General features: G+C 69.8%; 17 protein-coding genes. 8 read left to right on the forward strand and 9 right to left on the reverse strand.

From position 1 onward, the window contains the following. Positions 1–150 precede the first annotated feature (150 nt). Together PC39_RS05785 and PC39_RS05790 are read left to right on the forward strand one after the other, a co-directional pair. Positions 151–1,455 carry an acyl-CoA dehydrogenase family protein gene (locus tag PC39_RS05785; protein WP_353252413.1) on the forward strand — a complete coding sequence of 435 codons (1,305 nt, stop codon included), beginning with the start codon at positions 151–153 and terminating at the stop codon, positions 1,453–1,455. An 8-nt stretch (positions 1,456–1,463) separates the two neighbouring features. Further along, the gene (locus PC39_RS05790) at positions 1,464–3,029 is read left to right on the forward strand and encodes a UbiD family decarboxylase (RefSeq protein WP_353252414.1); all 1,566 of its coding nucleotides are present in this window, start codon (positions 1,464–1,466) and stop codon (positions 3,027–3,029) included. A 176-nt stretch (positions 3,030–3,205) separates the two neighbouring features. On the opposite strand, the gene trhA is transcribed toward PC39_RS05790, so the two are convergent. The 7 genes from trhA to PC39_RS05825 all read right to left on the reverse strand — a co-directional run bounded on the left by trhA (position 3,206) and on the right by PC39_RS05825 (position 10,904). Beyond that, on the reverse strand, positions 3,206–3,871 hold the full coding sequence (gene trhA / locus PC39_RS05795) for a PAQR family membrane homeostasis protein TrhA (RefSeq protein ID WP_353252415.1): 666 nt from the start codon (positions 3,869–3,871) through the stop codon (positions 3,206–3,208). Positions 3,872–3,975: 104 nt separating this feature from the next. After that, positions 3,976–5,361 (reverse strand): oxygen-independent coproporphyrinogen III oxidase, encoded by a 1,386-nt coding sequence (gene hemN / locus PC39_RS05800; protein WP_353252416.1) that lies wholly within the window; start codon positions 5,359–5,361, stop codon positions 3,976–3,978. A gap of 66 nt (positions 5,362–5,427) precedes the next feature. Continuing rightward, on the reverse strand, positions 5,428–6,663 hold the full coding sequence (locus PC39_RS05805) for an NAD(P)/FAD-dependent oxidoreductase (protein WP_353252417.1): 1,236 nt from the start codon (positions 6,661–6,663) through the stop codon (positions 5,428–5,430). Between the two features lie 869 nt (positions 6,664–7,532). Then, positions 7,533–8,816 carry an acyl-CoA dehydrogenase family protein gene (locus PC39_RS05810; RefSeq protein WP_353252418.1) on the reverse strand — a complete coding sequence of 428 codons (1,284 nt, stop codon included), beginning with the start codon at positions 8,814–8,816 and terminating at the stop codon, positions 7,533–7,535. 106 nt (positions 8,817–8,922) lie between these two features. After that, on the reverse strand, positions 8,923–9,513 hold the full coding sequence (locus PC39_RS05815; RefSeq protein WP_353252419.1) for a pyridoxine/pyridoxamine 5'-phosphate oxidase: 591 nt from the start codon (positions 9,511–9,513) through the stop codon (positions 8,923–8,925). Further along, positions 9,506–10,423: a PPK2 family polyphosphate kinase gene (locus PC39_RS05820; RefSeq protein WP_353252420.1), complete on the reverse strand. Its 918-nt coding sequence runs from the start codon at positions 10,421–10,423 to the stop codon at positions 9,506–9,508. The genes PC39_RS05815 and PC39_RS05820 overlap by 8 nt, the downstream gene beginning before the upstream one ends. Positions 10,424–10,457: 34 nt before the next feature. Beyond that, positions 10,458–10,904, reverse strand: coding sequence for a hypothetical protein (locus PC39_RS05825; protein WP_353252421.1), 447 nt, complete (start codon positions 10,902–10,904; stop codon positions 10,458–10,460). 150 nt (positions 10,905–11,054) lie between these two features. Between PC39_RS05825 and PC39_RS05830 the strand changes: the two genes are divergently transcribed. From PC39_RS05830 to PC39_RS05855, 6 genes are all read left to right on the forward strand, one after another. Then, a complete protein-coding gene (locus tag PC39_RS05830; RefSeq protein ID WP_353252422.1) occupies positions 11,055–11,486 on the forward strand; it encodes a hypothetical protein in 432 nt (143 codons plus the stop codon). A gap of 27 nt (positions 11,487–11,513) precedes the next feature. Further along, positions 11,514–12,776: an MgtC/SapB family protein gene (locus PC39_RS05835; protein WP_353252423.1), complete on the forward strand. Its 1,263-nt coding sequence runs from the start codon at positions 11,514–11,516 to the stop codon at positions 12,774–12,776. Between the two features lie 97 nt (positions 12,777–12,873). Then, positions 12,874–13,515 carry a response regulator transcription factor gene (locus tag PC39_RS05840; protein WP_353252424.1) on the forward strand — a complete coding sequence of 214 codons (642 nt, stop codon included), beginning with the start codon at positions 12,874–12,876 and terminating at the stop codon, positions 13,513–13,515. 87 nt (positions 13,516–13,602) lie between these two features. Further along, complete coding sequence (locus PC39_RS05845) at positions 13,603–14,010, forward strand: DNA-binding transcriptional response regulator (protein ID WP_353252425.1); 408 nt, start codon at positions 13,603–13,605, stop codon at positions 14,008–14,010. 92 nt (positions 14,011–14,102) lie between these two features. Beyond that, a complete protein-coding gene (locus PC39_RS05850; protein WP_353252426.1) occupies positions 14,103–14,831 on the forward strand; it encodes a helix-turn-helix domain-containing protein in 729 nt (242 codons plus the stop codon). A 43-nt stretch (positions 14,832–14,874) separates the two neighbouring features. Continuing rightward, positions 14,875–15,714, forward strand: coding sequence for a universal stress protein (locus tag PC39_RS05855; protein ID WP_353252427.1), 840 nt, complete (start codon positions 14,875–14,877; stop codon positions 15,712–15,714). A gap of 13 nt (positions 15,715–15,727) precedes the next feature. Here the strand turns inward: PC39_RS05855 and trxC are convergent, their stop codons facing one another. Then, the gene (trxC, locus tag PC39_RS05860; RefSeq protein WP_353252428.1) at positions 15,728–16,159 is read right to left on the reverse strand and encodes a thioredoxin TrxC; all 432 of its coding nucleotides are present in this window, start codon (positions 16,157–16,159) and stop codon (positions 15,728–15,730) included. 11 nt (positions 16,160–16,170) lie between these two features. Further along, on the reverse strand, positions 16,171–17,445 hold the full coding sequence (locus tag PC39_RS05865) for an NAD(P)/FAD-dependent oxidoreductase (RefSeq protein ID WP_353252429.1): 1,275 nt from the start codon (positions 17,443–17,445) through the stop codon (positions 16,171–16,173). Positions 17,446–17,566: the final 121 nt, after the last annotated feature.

Genomic DNA, 17,566 nt, shown 5'->3' on the forward strand with positions numbered 1-17,566 from the left:
ACGACCCTAGTCGCGCCGGCCCCGCGCGGCCTTGATCTTCATCAAGGACGGTGCCGGGGAGCACGGCCAATCTGGCCCTGCCCGTCCGGCGGGACGATACGACACCAAGGCTTCGCCGCGAGACGCGGAGCAGGAGGAGAACGAATGGCCATGGCAGCGACGCGGGCGGCCGGCGACACCGGCCGCGGGGGCGGCAGCCCGATCCACGGCTGGCCCGCGCACCCCCGGGCCCGGCTCGGCGGATTCGGGATCGAGCCGCCGCTGAACGACATGGAACGCATGTTCCAGCAGACCCTGCGCAAGTTCGCGCTGGAGGTCATGCGACCCATCGGCCAACGCCTCGACCGCATGAGCGCCGCCCGGGTGATCGCCGAGGACTCGCCGTACTGGGACTTCCGGCGCCAGTTGCTCGATCTCGGGGTCCGCCTGGAGATGCTGCTGGCCCTGCCGCCGGAGCAGCGCGCGCGGATGTTCTGCATCGCTTACGAGGAGCTGGGCTACGGCGACGGCGGCCTGGCGATCTCGGCCGGCGCGAGCACATTGCCGCACTATCTCTCGGCGCTGTTCGGCAACGGCTTCCTGATGGAACGCTTCCCCGAGGAGACGCTCGGCTGCTGGGCCATCACCGAGCCCGACCACGGCAGCGACACCCTGGATCCGGCGGGCATGCTCCGACACCCGGACGGCCGGCACGGGCGTCCCAACACCGTCGCCCGGTTCCACAACGACCGGGTGGTACTGAACGGCCAGAAATCGGCCTGGGTCTCCAACGGCACCGTGGCCGAGGTCTGCATCCTGTACTGCGCCGCCGACACCGGCGACGGCCCGGACCCGGCCCACGGCTGCGTGCTGGTGCTCCCGCTCGACCTGCCCGGCATCTCGCGCGGCCAGCCCCTGGAGAAGCACGGCCAGCGCGGCAATCCCCAGGGCGAACTCTTCTTCGAAGACGTGGAGGTGCCGCTGGACTATGTCCTGGCCGGCCCCGAGGACTACCAGCGCGCGGTCTACTGCATCCTGACCGAGGCCAACGCCCTGATGGGCGCGACCTGGACCGGCGTCGCCCGCGGTGCCTACGACCTGGCGTACGAGTACGCCCACGAACGCCGGCAGGGCGGCGTCCCGATCGTCCGTCACCAGCTCGTGGCCTACAAGCTCTTCCACATGTTCCGCCGCATCGAGGCCTCCGCGGCCCTGAGCCGCCGGGTGGTGCACTACAACCACGCGGCCGACCTGCCCGCGGTGCAGGCCTCGATCGCGGCCAAGATCACCGCCACGCAGATGTCGTTCGATGTCGCCAGCGACGCCCTGCAGCTCTTCGGCGGCAACGGCCTCACCCACGAGTATCCGATCGAGAAGATCCTCCGCGACTGCCGCGCGGCCATGATCGAGGACGGCTCCAACGACGTCCTGGCCCTGAAGGGCGGCCATTACCTGATGGACGAGGACCGGCTCTGACGCAAACGATGGGCGATTCCGCGCCGGCACCGCATGCCATCCCCGGCGACCGCGACCCGGCGGCGTCGCCGCTCGCCGGCCTGCGGCCGCCGGGCACGGGTTTTGCCGACCTGCGCGGATTCCTGGCGTTCCTGGCGCGGCGCGGACAACTGCGCCGGGTCGGCGTGGCGGTCGACCCGCGGCTCGAAATCACCGAGGTCTGCCGGCGCACCCTGGTGGCGGACGGCCCCGCCCTGCTGTTCGAACGGCCCGGCAACCACGATATCCCGCTACTGGGCAACCTGTTCGGCACCACCGAGCGCGTGGCCCTGGGCATGGGCCGGCGCTCCCCGGCCGAGCTGCGTGAGCTGGGGCGGCTGCTGGCGTTCCTGCGCGAGCCGCACCTGCCGCGCAGCCTGGCGCAGGCGGTCGAGCGACTGCCGCAGTTGCGCCACGTGCTCCACACCACGCCGCGGCTCGTGCGGCACGCCCCCTGCCAGGACAACCGCCTGCGCGGCGGCGAGATCGATCTAGGCCGGCTGCCGATCCAGACCTGCTGGCCGGAAGACGCCGGGCCGCTGATAAGCTTCGGCCTGGTGGTCACCCGCGGGCCCCGGGCCGCGCGCCAGAACGTGGGCATCTACCGCCAGCAGGTGATCGCCCGCGACAAGGTGATCATGCGCTGGCTGGCGCATCGCGGCGGCGCGGGCGACTTCCGGGACTGGCAGGAATGCCATCCCGGACAGCCGTTCCCGGTGGCCGTGGTGATCGGCGCCGACCCCGCGACCACCCTGGCCGCGGTGAGCCCGATCCCGGACACGGTCTCCGAGTACGAATTCGCCGGCCTGCTGCGCGGCACCCGCAGCGAGCTGGTGCGCTGCCTGACCAGCGACCTGCAGGTGCCGGCCACCGCCGAGATCGTCCTGGAGGGACACATCACGCCCGGCGAGGAGGCCCTGGAAGGTCCGTTCGGCGACCACACCGGCCACTACAACGCCCGGGGCCACTACCCCGTTCTCACCATCGATTGCATCACCCACCGGGACAACCCGATCTACCACGGCACCTACATGGGCCGGTCGCCCCACGACGAGCCCTCGGTGCTGGCGCAGGCGCTCAACGAGCTGTTCATTCCCCTGCTCCAGAAGCAGTTCCCGGAAGTGGTCGATTTCTACCTGCCGCCCGCGGCCTGTTCCTACCGCATCGCCTGCGTGAGCATCCGCAAGCGCTACCCGGGCCACGCCCAGCGCGTGATGATGGGCGTGTGGAGCTACCTGCGTCAGTTCACTTACACCAAGTACGTGATCGTGACCGACGACGACATCGACGTGCGCGACTGGGATGACGTGATCTGGGCCCTGGCCACCCGCGCCGACCCGGCGCGCGACAGCACCATCGTCGACCGCTCGCCCATCGATTACCTGGACTTCGCCAGCCCCGCGCCCCGCCTGGGCGGCAAGCTGGGTATCGACGCCACCCGCAAATGGCCGGGCGAGACCGACCGCGAATGGGGCCGGGAGATCGTCCCCGACCTCGAGGTCAGCGCCCGCGTGGATGCCCTCTGGCCGGAGATCATGGGTACAGGACCAGGGTAAGCGTAGGCCGGAAAATGCTATCGAAGCCTTCCCGGAATGCCAGGCATGGCCCCTGTTCCCGAAGACTTTAACCCGCGGATTGCGCGGATGGACGCAGGCCAAGAACGCAACGTATTGGAATCAGTGAAATCTGCGTCATCCGTGGATGCCTGCGATTCGCCGGCCCGCATCCGCCGTCAGGCAGCCGCTACCGCCGGCACCACGAACTGCGCCACCACCGCGCTGAAGTGGCAGATGCTGCCGGCGAGCACGAACAGATGCCACACCGCGTGCGAATAGCGCAGGCGCTCGTTGTGGTAGAAGAACGTGCCGGCCGTGTAGGCGACGCCGCCGGCGATCAGCCACTGCAGCGCGGCCGGCTCCAGCTCGCGGCTGATGGGCACGAAGGCGATCACCGCCAGCCAGCCCATGAAGACATAGGCGGCGGTGGACAGCACCCGCAGGCGGCCGGTGAAGAACAGCTTGAACACGATCCCCAGCAGGGCCAGGCCCCAGACCGCGCCGAACAGCGACCAGCCCAGTCCGCCCCGCAGCGCGGCCACCGTGAACGGCGTGTAGGTCCCCGCGATCAGCAGGTAGATCGCGCAATGATCGAGCACCTTGAGATGGTGCCGGGCGCGCGGGTGCGGGATGGCGTGATAGAGGGTCGAGGCCGAGTAAAGCAGGGCCAGGCTGATCACGAACACCAGGCTGCCGACGACCTCGCGGGCGCCGGCGTAGATCGCGACCAGGGTCACCAGGGTGGCGCCGCCGCCGATGCTGAGCAGCACGCCGATGCCGTGGGTCACGGCGTTGGCGATCTCTTCCCGTATGCGTTGCGGTGCCGTTATGGCCGTCTCCATGTCTATTCCCGAAACCGTCGGTGGGACGCACCGTCTCCGTCAACGGGGACACCGGAACCCACCCGGCGTTCCCCAGTCTGGACGCCCATCGTGTCAGGCGAGTGTCAGATCACCCGCGAGAACCGCGCCGGCTGCGCCGGCGCCGCCAGGTAGGCGTCGAACACCATCGCGATGGCCCGCAGCAGCAGCCGCCCGCGGGGCAGCACGTCGATGCCGCCCTCGTCCACCGCGACCAGGCCGTCCTCGTCCATCGGCATCAGGGCATCCAGCTCGTCCGCGAAATAGTCCGGAAAGACGATATGGTGGCGGCGCTCGATCTCGGCGAAATCCAGGCGGCTGTCGCACATCAGGCGCTGGATCACGTCCCGCCGCAGACGGTCGTCCGCGGTCAGGCGCACGCCCCGCAGCACCGGCAGCCGGCCCGCGTCCACCGCCTCGCGATAATCCGGCACCCGCTTGTCGTGCTGGCTGTAACTGTCCGCGACACTGGAGATGGCACTCATGCCCATGCCCACGAGATCGCAGCCGCGGTGCGTGGAATAGCCCTGGAAATTCCGGTACAGGCGGCCCTCGCGCTGGGCCACGGCGAGATCGTCGTCGGGCAGCGCGAAATGGTCCATGCCGATGTAGACGTAGCCTGCCCCCACCAGTTTGTCGATCGCCTGCCCCAGCAGCCGGAGCTTGACCTCGGGCGACGGCAGATCCTCCGCCCGGATACGCCGCTGGGGCTTGAACAGCTCGGGCAGATGGGCATAGCTGTACAGGGCGATGCGATCCGGACGCAGCAGCAGGACCTCGCGCAGGGTGGCGGCGAAGCGTCCCGGCGTCTGACGCGGCAGCCCGTAGATCAGGTCGAAGTTGACCGACTGGAAACCCGTGCGGCGCAGCTCGTCCAGCACCAGCGTCACCTGGCGCTCGGACTGCACGCGGTTCACGGCCCGCTGCACGTCGCGGTCGAAATCCTGCACGCCGAGGCTGGCCCGGTTGAAGCCGAGGCTGGCGAGCTGGGCCACGGCGGCCGGGTCCACGCTGCGCGGATCGATCTCGATGGTGAACTCGCGGCCCGCCCCCGTGTCCAGCTCGAAATGCTTGTCCAGGTCCTCCATCAGTCCGGCCGTCTGGGCCGGCGTCAGGTAGGTCGGGGTGCCGCCGCCCCAGGCGAGCTGCGAGACCGTGCGCCCGGCGTCGAACAGCGCGCCCTGGAGCGCGATCTCCCGGCGCAGGCTGTCGACGTAACCGGCGATCACCTCCGGCTGACGCGTGACCACCCGCGTGCAGGCGCAGTAGAAACAGGGGCTGGCGCAGAACGGCAGGTGCAGGTACAGCGACAACGGGCCGCCGGCGTCGTTGCCGGCGGCGACGCGCTCGCGGTACTCGGCCTCGCCGAAATCCGTCCGGAACTGCGGTGCGGTCGGATACGAGGTGTAGCGCGGCCCGTTGCGGTCGTACCGGCGGATCAGATCGATATCGAAGGCGGCCTGTGCGGTCACGGCGTCGAATCCCCTTGAACGTGGCCGCAGGCTAGCGCGTTCGCCGCCCGGCGTGGTTGATCTGGATCAATACGGTCGGTGGCCGATATCCCAGGTTCGTCCCTTGAGCAGCCAGTTCCAGTAGAACCAGGGCAGGAAGTCCTTCTTGAAATGCCACATGCTGCGCCGCTCGCGCGTCGGATCGAGCGGGAAGCTGGGAGTGACCTCGCCGCCGTAGCGGAATTCGGCCAGGAGCACGCGGCCCCGGGCGGTGGTCACCGGGCAGGCCCCGTAGCCATCGTAGGCCGCGGGCGCATCGTCGCCGTCGAGACCGGCCAGCAGATTGTCGCGCACCACCGGGATCTGGGAGCGCACCGCCGCCGCGGTCTTGGAATTGGGCGTCGAGCCGGCGTCGCCGAGCCCGAACACCTCCGGATACCGCGGATGCCGCAGGGTGCGGGGATCGACATCCACCCAACCGGCCTCGTTCGCGAAGGGGCTGCGCTTGATGACATCCGGCGCGCTCTGCGGCGGCGTGACATGCAGGAAATCGAACGCCTCCTCCACCTCGCGCGTGCCGCCCGCGTCGTCCGCGACCCGGAATCGGGCACGGCCGCGTTCGCCGTCCACCGCGATCAGGTTCTTGCGATAGCGCAAGCCGATGCCGTGGCGTTCGGCCACGGCCTGCAGCGGCGCCACGAAGGCCGGCACGGAGAACAGCGCCTCGCCGGCCGTGGCGAACTCGATATCCACCGCGTGCCGGCGACCGACGCGGCGCAGGTGGTCGGCGGCCAGGTAGGCGATCTTCTGCGGCGCGCCGGGGCACTTGATCGGCATGGGCGCCTGCGTGAACAGCGCCCGCCCGTGACGCAGATCGCGCAGGCAGTCCCAAGTGTAGGCCGCGGTCGCCGGATCGTAATTGCTCGCGACGCCGTTGCGCCCGAGCGTCTCGGGCAGACCCTCGACCGCGTCCCAGTCGAGCTGCAACCCGGGGCAGAGCACCAGCCGGTCGTAACCGACGCGGCGCCCGTCGGCCAGGATCACCGCCCGGCTATCGGCGTCGAAGGACTCGGCGGCGGCCCGGATCCAGGTCACGCCGGGCGGGATCAGGTCGGCCTGGTCCCGCACCGTGCGTTCGAGCGGATAGCAGCCGCCGCCCACCAGGGTGAACGCCGGCTGGTACCAGTGCCGGTCAGACGGCTCGATCAGGGCGATGTCCAGGTCCGGCGCCCGCCGCCGCAGGGCGGCGCTGAACCCGATGCCGGCGGCGCCGCCGCCGACCACCACGACCCGGTGGTGCCGATCGTCAGGCGATTGCGTCATATCGTTATTCATTTAGTGAATATAAAAGCATGTTAATGGAGCACAAGAGAATATAGATGCCCGCGCGGACATCCTTGATCCAGATCAACTCAGCTCAGAGGGTGCCTACAAGACGTAGCGAGCGAACGCAGACCATGGACCGGGGTAAGCGAAGCGTTCCCGGTATCCCCGGCGACTCGCCGGAAGCGTCTTGGCAAACGGCCATCCAGAAAATTAACCACAGAGGCGCACGGAGGCACACAGAGGGAAATGACTGTCGTCCCGGACGCCGCAAAGAAGCCTGCCCCGGACTCGATCCAGAGCCCCCTCAAAAACCTCTGCGCGCCTCCGTGCGCCTCTGTGGTTTCATACCCCGCCAACCAAAGCCCGTAGGCCGCGATAAGCGAAGCGTTCCCGGCATCCTCCTGTCGAAGAGCACGACGGCGGAAAGCGCCTCGGCAAACGGCCGGTAAGAACATGGACCACAGAGGCGCACAGAGGGTCACAGAGGAAACTGACTGTTGTCCCGGAAGCCCCGGCAGCGGCTATCCGGGCCCCAGGGCGACGTTCGTCAGGCCGGGGATGGTCCGGATGACGGATCCGGCACGAAAGTCTGCCCCGGGCACGATCCAAGGCGCCCATCAAGAACCTCTGTGCGCCTCCGTGCGCCTCTGTGGTTTCAGCTCCGCCAACCAAAGCCTGTGAACCGGGATAAGCGGGCATCCCCCTGCCGAGGATCATGACGGTGGAAAGCGGCGCCTCGGCAAGCGGCCGGCAAGAACATGGACCACGGAGGCGCACAGAGGGAACGAAACCTCTGCACAACGTCACGAGCGAGGGCAGGTTGGTCGGCGCCGGAACGCAGGAAAACCGAGAACGTGGCGCCGGACTCAGCCCCCGCCGACGCCGCGGGCGCGGGCCAGCTTCTCCGGGGCCATGAGGAAGGATTCGCCGGTGCCGAAGCGTTCGCGCGCGGCGCGTATCTCCTGGCGGGCGATGGTACGCAGATGCACCTCGTCCGGGCCGTCGGCGATGCGCAGCACCCGGCCCAGGGTCCAGAAGGCCGCCAGCGGCGTGTCCGCGGACAGGCCCATGGCGCCGAACACCTGCATGGCGCGATTGACCACGCGGTTCTGGAGTTCGGGCACCACCGCCTTGATCATGGCGACTTCCTTGCGCGCCGCCTTGTTGCCACCGCGGTCGAGCAACCAGGCGGTCTTCATCACCAACAGCCGCGCCTGATCGATCTCGTTGCGGGAGCGGGCGATCCACTCGCTGACGTTGTCGTGCTCGTGCAGGTGCCGGCCGAAGGCCTTGCGCTCCAGGGCACGCTCGCAGGCCAACTCCAGCGCCACCTCGCACTGGCCGATGGTGCGCATGCAATGGTGCACCCGGCCGGGCCCCAGTCGGGCCTGGGCCAGCGCGAAGCCGGCGCCCTCCTCGCCCAGCAGGTTGGCGGCGGGCACGCGCACGTTGCGGAACACCATCTCGCAATGCCCCTCGACGGACTCGTGGTTCATCACCGGGATGTTGCGCACGACCTCGACGCCGGGCGTGTCCATCGGCACCAGGACCATGCTCTGGCGGCGGTGGCTCTCGGCGTCGGGGTCGGTCACGCCCATCACGATCGCGAGACGGCAGCGGGGATCGGCCGCCCCGGAGATGAACCACTTGCGGCCGTTGATCACGTAGTCATCGCCGTCACGGACGATGCCGGTGGCGATGTTGGTGGCGTCCGAGGAGGCGACGTCGGGCTCGGTCATGGCGAAGCAGGAGCGGATCTCGCCCGCCAGCAGCGGCTCCAGCCACCGCTCGCGCTGCTCGGGCGTCGCGAACAGGTGCAGCAACTCCATGTTGCCGGTATCGGGCGCGCTGCAGTTGAACACCTCGGAGGACCAGGGCACGCGGCCCATCATCTCGGCCAGGGGCGCATACTCGAAGTTGCTCAGGCGCGATCCCGGCTCGTCGTCCTTCAGGCCCGGCAGGAACAGGTTCCACAGGCCCTCGTCCTTCGCCAGCGGCTTGAGCTCCTCGATCAGCGGCGGCGGCCGGTAGCCGGCCTCGACCTCGCGATGCCAGCGCGGCATCTCCGGCAGGACATAATGGTCCATGAACGCCGTCAGGCGTTCCCGGTACTCGCGCATGCGCGGCGTCTCGTCGAAGAACGCGGTCATGAGTGCTCCACTGGAATATTCGGCCGCCAGCCTATGCCCGGCGCGGCATCGCGACCTTGACCTGGATCAAAACGTGTCGCCGCGGCGGCGCGCAACGAGCCCCCGACTACGGCTCCTGCGTGGCCGTGGTCCAACGGCCGTCGGCGTCGCGGCGATAGAGCTGGCGCCCGCTGAGGCGGCGCCAACTGGAGACCCAGAATTCGATGCGCTCGGCGTCGAGCCGGTAGGCCACCCACTGCCGCGGACGCGGCACGCTCTCGAAATCGAATTGCCGCTTGACCTCCCGCACCTTGCGACGCACTTCCTCGGTGTCGCCCTGGGGCAGGTCCTGGCGCGAGACCCAGGCCGCCAGCGCGCTGTCGCGCGAGCGCTGGCGCCAATAACGGTCCGCCTCCGCCTCCGGCAACGGCGTCACGCCGCCTTCCAGGATCGCCTGCTCCTGCAATTGCGGCCAGAAGAAACACACCGCGGCATGCGGGTTGACCTCCAGGTCCCGGCCCTTGCCGCTGTTGCCGTTGACGAAGAATATCGGCTCGTGGTCGTCGGTGAACTGCAGGTAGACCATGCGCACGGCGGGCAGGCCGCGGTCCCCCGACGTCGCCAGCGCGCAGGCGTTGGCGTCCGGCTGGCCGCGATGATCGGCCTCGCGCATGCGGTCGCGCAGTTTCTCGATCGCCTCGTGGTAGCACTCATCCATGGCGATGTCCCCTCTCGTCGGTGCCGGCCTCAAGATGGGCCTCGATCCGGGCCAACTCGGCGGCGCGCGCGCTGTCCGGCGACGGCCAGTCCAGCGCCAGCGCCTCCAACGCCGTGACCACCGCGTCCGCGGCGAGCAGGCGGGCGGTGCGCTTGTCGTCGCCCGGCAGCACATACCACGGCGCGGCCGGCGTCGCGGTGGCCCGGATGCAATCCGTGTAGGCCGCCTCGAAATCGTGCCAGCGGGCGGCATCCTCGCAGTCGGCCGCGGTCAGCTTCCACTGCTTGGCGCGGCTTTCCAGGCGCGCCGCCAGACGGCGCCGCTGCTGGGTCGCGGAGACGTGCGGCATCAGCTTCACCAACGCGATGCGATTGTTCGCGAGATAACGCTCGAAATCGCGAATATCGCGATAGTAGGCCGACCAGTAGCCGTCGTCCTCGGCTCCCGCCGGATCGTCGCCCCGCGCCGCCAGCCATTCCGGATGCACGCGCGCGCTCAGGGCGATCTCGTAGTAGGAACGGTTGAACACGCCGATCTCGCCGCGCACCGGCAACCGCCGCTGGTAGCGGCGCAGCCAGTCCTCGCGCAGCTCCGACGCATCCGGGCCGCGGAACGACCACACATGCAGGCCGGCCGGATCGATGCCGCCGAACACGCGCCGTATCAGGCCGTTCTTGCCGGCCGCGTCCATACCCTGCACCACGACCAGCAACGCATGCCCGCCGTCGGCGTAAAGCTTGCGCTGGAGGCGCCGCAAGCGCCGCCGGTACTGCCGCATGCGCGCGCGGTAATCGGCGCGGTCGGCGTAGGGCGCGGGCACCGCGGTCGGCAGGGCCGCGAGATCGGGCGAGTCGCCGCCCTCGATACGATGGACGACCGCCGACGTGTCCGCGCTGGCGCGTTCCGTCATCGCTGTCCGGCTCCTCGATATGAACGTATCCCCATCATTCCAGGGACTGCCGCAGCCGGCTAGCCTCGGCTCCCAGGCCGAGCAGTTCGCGGCGATGGATCGCGAACAACTCGGCCAGCAGCGCGGGCTCGTGCACGGGCGGCGAGGCCACGGCATGCAACAGGGTCTCGATCGCCTTCTCGAGCCGGGTCGCCTTCGCGATCACGGCATCGACATCGAGCCGTTCGCCGGTAACGGGCGGCACCTCCGGCGGGGCGGGCACCGGTCGCGGCACGCGCGCTCCGGGATCGACGCGGCCCGCCAGCACCGCGACCTCCCCCGCGAGCTGATCCTCGCGCTTGGCCAGGCACTCCAGCAGGCAGTGCGCCAGCGTACTGTCGGCGTGCCCCGCCATCTCGCGGTAGGCCGCAGCAGCCCGCCGATGGGTTTCGGCCAGTCCGGTGGCGATATCCCGCAGACGGCATGCTTCCCGATTGGTCATCGAACGCGATCCTGTTGGGTTTGCGGGCAGTCTCGCGCGTCTCCCCGCGACCGGCCTTGATGCAGGTCAGATTCTCGGAATTTGATCCATATCAATGCAGTCGGGCATGTCGCGGGTTTCAGTAGGCGGGAGGACGCAAGGAGAGCCATCATGTTCACCATCCCCATGCACGCGCTGCCCTATCCCGCCGTCCTGCATCGCACCGATGGCCCGCAGAGCACGGTTTCCAGGGTGCGCGAGATGCGCCTGGCCACACCGCTCGACCGGCTCGCGCAATGGATTGCACGCGAGTTCGACGTCGCGCTGGTCGAGGTAGTGGACGAACGCCGCGGCCAGAGCGTGATCACCGGCCGGTGCGCCGCGGGCGATCCACCGGCAGCGGCCTACGCCCTGCCGTGGTCGGTGTCGGCCGCCATCCCCGGCGCCGACGGGCCGGTCGGCCGCTTGGTGCTGCGCGAGCGCGGCGGTCGCGCCTGGCAGGAGGCGGACCGGAACCGCCTGGAGAGCGCGGCCCGGCTCGTCGGCCGCCTGCTCGCCGACGCCCCGGCACCCCCGAACGGCCCCACGGCGCTCGCAAGCTGACCGGAGCTGCGGCACCATGCCGCCGTGATGGATAGCACGACGGCGTTGACGGACCTCTGGGCACTGGGCATCGCCCTGGCCCTGGGCCTGCTCGTGGGCCTGGAACGGGGCTGGCACGAACGCGAGGCCGCCGAGGGCCGGCGCATCGCCGGCATCCGCACGTTCGCGCTTATCGGCCTCCTGGGCGGGCTGGCGCAGATGCTCGGGCGCAGCGCCGGCCCCGCGACACTGCCGGTGGCGTTCGCGGCACTGGCCGCGATCCTGCTGGTGGCGCACGCCCTGGAATCGCTGCGCGACCGCGATGCCGGCATCACCACGCTGGTCGCGGCCCTGCTCACCTTCCTGCTGGGCGCGCTCGCCGTCGCCGGACATGCCGAGGTCGCGACCGCCGCGGCGGTGGTATCCGGTCTGATACTGGGCTCCAAGCCGCGCCTGCACGCGGCCCTGCAGCGCATATCGGAGGACGAGCTGCGGGCGGTGTTCAAGCTGCTCCTGATCTCGCTGGTGGCACTGCCGCTGATCCCGGATCGCGGCTACGGCCCCGGCGGCGTTCTCAATCCCTACGAGATCTGGTGGCTGGTGGTCCTGATCGCGGCCCTGTCCTCCACCGGCTACTTCGCCATGCGCCTGGCCGGCCCCGGCCGCGGCCTGATGCTCACCGCGGCCCTGGGCGGTCTTGCCTCGTCCACCGCGCTGACGCTCAGTTTCGCCCGTCTGCACCGGCGGGCGGCCGGTCTGCACGCGCCGCTCAGCGCCGGCATCCTGCTCGCCTGCGCGATGATGTTCCCGCGCATCTGGGTGGAGACGGCGCTGGTGCGCCCGTCGCTGACCCCGGCGCTGACCGCGCCCCTGGTCGTCATGGCGGCGGTCGCGGCGGCGGCGCTGCTGTGGCGCCGCCCGGGCCGGAGCGACAGCCCCGGCGATGTCGCGCGGACCCTCGCCAACCCGTTCGAGTTGCGCACCGCGCTTCAGTTCGGCGTGCTCCTGGCCGGCGTCATGCTGCTCAGCCATTACGGCCGGATCCATTTCGGCGACGAAGGGGTGTATCTGGTGGCGGCGATCGCGGCCCTGAGCGATGTCGACGCCATCACGCTGGCGCTGGCACGGGCCGCCGGCGGCGACCTGGACGCCGAGGTGGCCCGGCGCGCCATCGTGCTTTCGGCCGCGGTGAACACCCTGACCAAGGGCGTGATCGCGGCCGCGATCGGCGGCCCGCGGATGTGGCGCTCGACCGCCCTGCCCCTGGCGCTGGCCGGCGCGGCGGGTATCGCCACGACCTATTTGATCTGACACCGGTCCGTTTGTCCCGACGTCGGCCGGGGTGGCGCGACCGACGGCGGGCGGGGCAGAATATTCCGATAACGGAAGTCCGGACCCACCTCACGTCATGGCAACCTCTTCGCAACAGGGCGACGATGCCGGCATCGTCCACGTGGTGGACGATGACGAGGCGGTACGCGAATCGTTGATGCTGCTGTTCAAGTCGATCTCCCTGGAGGCACGCGCCTACCCCAACGCCCTGAGCTTCCTGGACGATTTGCAGCCCGGCCGGCCGGGCTGCCTGGTATGCGACGTACGCATGCCGGGCATGAGCGGCCTCCAGCTCCAGGAGCGCCTGACCGAGCTGGGCAGCGACATCCCGATCGTATTCATCAGCGGCCACGGCGACGTGCCGATGGCGGTCTCGGCCATGCGCGAGGGAGCCGTGGACTTCCTGCAGAAGCCCTTCAACGAGGATCTGCTGCTGCAGCGGGTCCAGGAAGCCCTGGACACGCATCGTCACCGCTGTGCCGGCAACCGCCGGCGCGACGAGATCCGGGAACGTCACGAGTCGCTCACCGAGCGCGAGCGGGAAATCATGGGCTATCTGATCGAAGGTACCGCCAACAAGGTGATCGCGATCGAACTCGGGATCAGTCCGCGCACGGTCGAGCTGCACCGGTCGCGCGTGCTGGCCAAGATGGAGGCACGCACCCTCACCGATCTGCTGCGGCTGGCCGAGGAAGGCGATCTGACGCAGGCGTCATAGACCGGCGATCCGTAAGTAGATTTGCGTATTCCGGCCGCGATCGTCCGGCCGTAACATGGCCGCGAAGATCGGTTTCCCGGAGCGACATTGATCCCGGCGGAATATCTACCCAGATCGGAGCCGCAAGGCCTCGCCGGCGACACGGCCGGCACGGCACGGCTCGCGTTGCTGGCGGCGGCGGACGCCACGCCCGACGCGGGCGCGGCCCTGGCCGCGCTCGGCTACGCCGTCCATCCCGTGGCGGATATCGGCGAGATCGACGCCCTGCGTCCGGACCTGGTGCTGCTCCACTCGGACCTGGCAACGGTGCCGACCATCGCCGGTCTCCCGCCCACGATACCGGTCGTACTCTACGGCGGCGATCCGGACGTGGCCGAGGTGGTCGCCTGGATGCGTGCCGGTGCCGCCGATTATCTGGAGACCACCGTCGGCCGCGGCGAATGGCACCGGCGGCTGCGCCGCGCCATGACGGGCCGCCGCAGCCGGCATACGTAGTACCCCGTACACCGGTTACGGCGATTCCGAATTTTCCCCGCAACGCCGTTGCCGGACACTGGCGTCCAGCATTGCCAACGACGGGGAGAACAATGCAGCAGCAGATCCTGGCCCAGTCCCGCCCTCTGGCCGAGACCGCGGTACGCCGCAACGCCTGCATGGATTGCCGCGTGCGCGACAAGTGCATCGCCGCCTGCGCCCTCGACTCCCTCGAGCCCCGCGCCCGCGACGAGATCGCCGGCGACCGTGCCCGGTTCGCGGCGGGCGAGCACCTGTACTGGCGCGACGACCGCTTCAGCGCGCTTTACGTGGTGACCGGGGGCAGCTTCAAGAGCTACAACGTCGACCTCGACGGCAACGAGCGCGTGCGCGGCTTCCACTATCCCGGCAGCCTGATCGGCTTCGACGGCATCGAGAGCGGCCGCCAACGCTGCCACGTGGAGGCGATGGAGGATGCCACGGTGTGCGCCCTGCCGTTCGACCGCCTGCTCACCCTGTCCCTGCACGCCCCGTCGCTGCAGACGGACCTGTTCCGGAGCCTGAGCCGGGACTTGGTGCATGCCGAGACCCTGGCCGGCGACTACCCGGCGGAAGTGCGCATGGCCGCTTTCATCCTGGAGATCGGCGGCGACGGTGCCGAGGCGCGGCTGCCGATGGCGCGCCGCGACATCGCCAACTACCTGCGCCTGGCCACCGAGACCGTCAGCCGCCTGATGACCCGCTTCCGCCGCGAGGGCCTGATCGAATGCCGGGGACGCTCGGTGCGCGTCGTCGATATCGACGGACTCCGGGAGATCGCGGAACCCTCGCTGTCCAATTAATCTCCAAGGGGACGCGGTTTTCCGAGGTCCCCGGAGTAGCGCGATGATCCTGACCGGACGGATTCTGTTCCCGGTATTCCCGGCGGACGGCCACGAGGCCGAGCACCAGCTCGCGGCACTGGCCGCGCATACCGGCCACAGCCCGGCCCTGCTCACCCGCCGTCTGTCGCGCGAACCCGGCGAGGCGGAGGGTCTGCTGGACTCGGTGGCCGGGCGGCTGGACGCCCTCGGCGCGCCGGTCGCCGCGCGCCACATCGTCGACGGCAACCTCGCCGACGCCGTGCTGCGCTGCGCGGAAGAGGACGACGCCGCCATGATCTTCATGCCGGCGGGACCGGAGGCGCGCGAGGATGTCCGCCACACCGGCGTGGAGGCCGAGGCGATCGCCCGCAACGCCCGGCGCCCGGTCTGGATCGCCAAGCCGCACACCCCCGCCGAGCTGGAGACCGTCATCTGCGCCGTGGACGAGCGGCGCGCCAGCGCGGAGGCCCTCAAGGCCGCGATCGAGCTCGCCCGCTGTTACAGCGCGCGCCTGCGCATCGTGCGGGCGGCGCACCCGCCCGCCGACGGCGATCCGGTGACCGTCGCCATGGACGAGCGCGAGCGCGTCGAGGCCCGGCAGTCGGCCGGCAACCGGATCGAGAACGCCTTCGAGGATTTCCTGGAGGGCTTCAACGTCGAGGGTCTGCCGCGGGTCGAGCATCGCCTGCTGTGGGCGGACCGCGCCTCCCGGGCAATCACGGACGCCGCCGGCGAGAATCCGAATGCCCTGCTCGTGCTCGGGTCTTCCGGCGTGCATCGTTTCCTGAGACCGATGCTGGGCACCACCTCGGAGCGCGTGTTGCAGCACGCGCCCTGCTCGCTGCTGTTCGTGAAATATTGAGCCGGGGTCGCCGTCAGATATTCTCGGCGACCCAGCGCCGAAGCTGTTCGGCGGACATCGCGCCTGCCGCATTCGCCACGGGGCGCCCGCCCTTGAACACCATCAGCGTCGGGATGCTGCGGATGCCGTAGCGGGCCGCGGCCCCGGGCGCGGCCTCGACGTTGACCTTGACGAAGCGGGCCGCCGGGCCGGTGGCCGCCGCGACCGCCTCGAACACCGGCGCCATGGCCTTGCAGGGCCCGCACCAGGCGGCCCAGAAATCGACCACCAGCGGCAGTTGCTCGCGCGCCAGGTAACGGTCGAAACCGCCGTCCTCCAGCGCCAGCACCCGGCCGGAAAACAGCGGCTCGCGGCAGGCGCCGCACTTGCCGCCGGCGTCCAGCCGTTCGGCGGGCACCCGGTTCACTCGCCCGCAGGCCGGGCAGACGGTTTCCACGCTGGTCATCGCCGTCCCCGTCATTTGCCGACCAGCCGTACGAGACCCATCAGACGCAGCAGGTAGCGTTCGTAGAAGGGCTCGGTGCGGCCGCTGCGCATCTTGTGCAGGTAGTACTTCTCGAACGCGATCTTGGCCCAGTGGACCCATTTCCCGCTCTTCGACCAAGTCAGGTTGCGGGGCGGGATCTGCGGCTGGGCCACGAAGGCGAACCCGGAGTCGCCCATGTCGGCCAGGCAGAGGGCGTTCCAGGTGGCCTGGGCGGTGACCGGGTCGCCGTCGATGGCGGCCGCGATGTTCTTGACGATGGCCGCGTTCATGGATTCGATCATGTAACCGGTCTTGGGCGCGCCGGTGGGCACCGGCGTGGGCTCCACCGGCGGGATGGCGATGCACACGCCGGTGGCATAGATATCCTGCCAGGCGGGATTGCGCTGCTGGTCGTCCACCAGGATGAACCCGCGCGGGTTGCTCAACCCCTCCACCCCGCGCCAGGCCGGCATGCCGCGGAACGGCGGAATGAACATGGTGTAGCGGCTGGGCAGGGTCTGCGGCGTCTTGGGCTCGCCCTCGTCGTCCAGGGGCGTGATCCGGACCTCGTCCGCGGCCACCTCGTCGACGCGGGCGCTGGTCACCCAGCGGATATGGCGCTGGCGCAGCTCGGATTCGAGCAGCCCCTTGGAATCGCCGACGCCGCCGAGCCCCATGTGGCCGATATACGGCTCGCTGGTGACGAACGTGATCGGCACCTTGTCGCGCAGCCGGCGGCGGCGCAGATCGGTGTCCAGCATCAGCGCGAACTCATAGGCCGGACCGAAGCAGCTCGCCCCCTGCACGGCGCCCACCACCACCGGGCCGGGCTCCTTCAGGAAACGCTCGTAAGCCTCGTGGGCATCGACGGCGTGCGGCGTGGTGCACACGGAGTGGCTATGGGCCTCGGGACCCAGCCCCGGCACTTCGTCGAAGGCCAATTCCGGGCCGGTGGCGATCACCAGGTAGTCATAGTTCATCGGGTCGCCGGCGTCGAAATCCAGCCGGCGGGCGGCCGGATCGATGCCGGTCACGGTCCCCTGTCGGAAACGGATGCCCTTGCGCGCGGCATGCTCCGCGATCGGCACCTGGACCCGGCCCGGCTCGCGCCAGCCCAGGGCGACCCAGGGGTTCGAGGGCGTGAACTGGAACGCCGGCACGGGATTGACCAGGGTCACCTCGTGACCGCCCTCCAGTTCCGCCTGGAGCTCGTAGGCCACCGAGAAGCCGCCGATACCGGCCCCCACCACCACGATATGCGCCATTGTCCGTTCTCCGATCCGACGGTCGTTGACGACGAGCCTGCACCCCCGGCGGGCCGGGCGTATTGATCCAGATCAAAAGGCGGCATCCGGACACGCGGCAGAATCGATCGCAATGGCTCAT

Origin of the sequence: Salinisphaera sp. PC39 (assembly GCF_040361335.1) — a bacterium.
GTDB lineage: Bacteria > Pseudomonadota > Gammaproteobacteria > Nevskiales > Salinisphaeraceae > APNM01.

Bases quoted from the DNA above. Each gene is read 5' to 3' on its own strand.
- trhA (WP_353252415.1), bottom strand. From the start codon at position 3,871: ATGGAGACGGCCATAACGGCACCGCAACGCATACGGGAAGAGATCGCC.
- PC39_RS05805 (WP_353252417.1), bottom strand. From the start codon at position 6,663: ATGACGCAATCGCCTGACGATCGGCACCACCGGGTCGTGGTGGTCGGC.
- PC39_RS05850 (WP_353252426.1), top strand. From the start codon at position 14,103: ATGCAGCAGCAGATCCTGGCCCAGTCCCGCCCTCTGGCCGAGACCGCG.
- PC39_RS05790 (WP_353252414.1), top strand. From the start codon at position 1,464: ATGGGCGATTCCGCGCCGGCACCGCATGCCATCCCCGGCGACCGCGAC.
- trxC (WP_353252428.1), bottom strand. From the start codon at position 16,159: ATGACCAGCGTGGAAACCGTCTGCCCGGCCTGCGGGCGAGTGAACCGG.
- PC39_RS05820 (WP_353252420.1), bottom strand. From the start codon at position 10,423: ATGACGGAACGCGCCAGCGCGGACACGTCGGCGGTCGTCCATCGTATC.
- PC39_RS05840 (WP_353252424.1), top strand. From the start codon at position 12,874: ATGGCAACCTCTTCGCAACAGGGCGACGATGCCGGCATCGTCCACGTG.
- PC39_RS05865 (WP_353252429.1), bottom strand. From the start codon at position 17,445: ATGGCGCATATCGTGGTGGTGGGGGCCGGTATCGGCGGCTTCTCGGTG.
- PC39_RS05785 (WP_353252413.1), top strand. From the start codon at position 151: ATGGCAGCGACGCGGGCGGCCGGCGACACCGGCCGCGGGGGCGGCAGC.
- PC39_RS05825 (WP_353252421.1), bottom strand. From the start codon at position 10,904: ATGACCAATCGGGAAGCATGCCGTCTGCGGGATATCGCCACCGGACTG.
- PC39_RS05830 (WP_353252422.1), top strand. From the start codon at position 11,055: ATGTTCACCATCCCCATGCACGCGCTGCCCTATCCCGCCGTCCTGCAT.
- PC39_RS05810 (WP_353252418.1), bottom strand. From the start codon at position 8,816: ATGACCGCGTTCTTCGACGAGACGCCGCGCATGCGCGAGTACCGGGAA.
- PC39_RS05835 (WP_353252423.1), top strand. From the start codon at position 11,514: ATGGATAGCACGACGGCGTTGACGGACCTCTGGGCACTGGGCATCGCC.
- PC39_RS05855 (WP_353252427.1), top strand. From the start codon at position 14,875: ATGATCCTGACCGGACGGATTCTGTTCCCGGTATTCCCGGCGGACGGC.
- PC39_RS05815 (WP_353252419.1), bottom strand. From the start codon at position 9,513: ATGGATGAGTGCTACCACGAGGCGATCGAGAAACTGCGCGACCGCATG.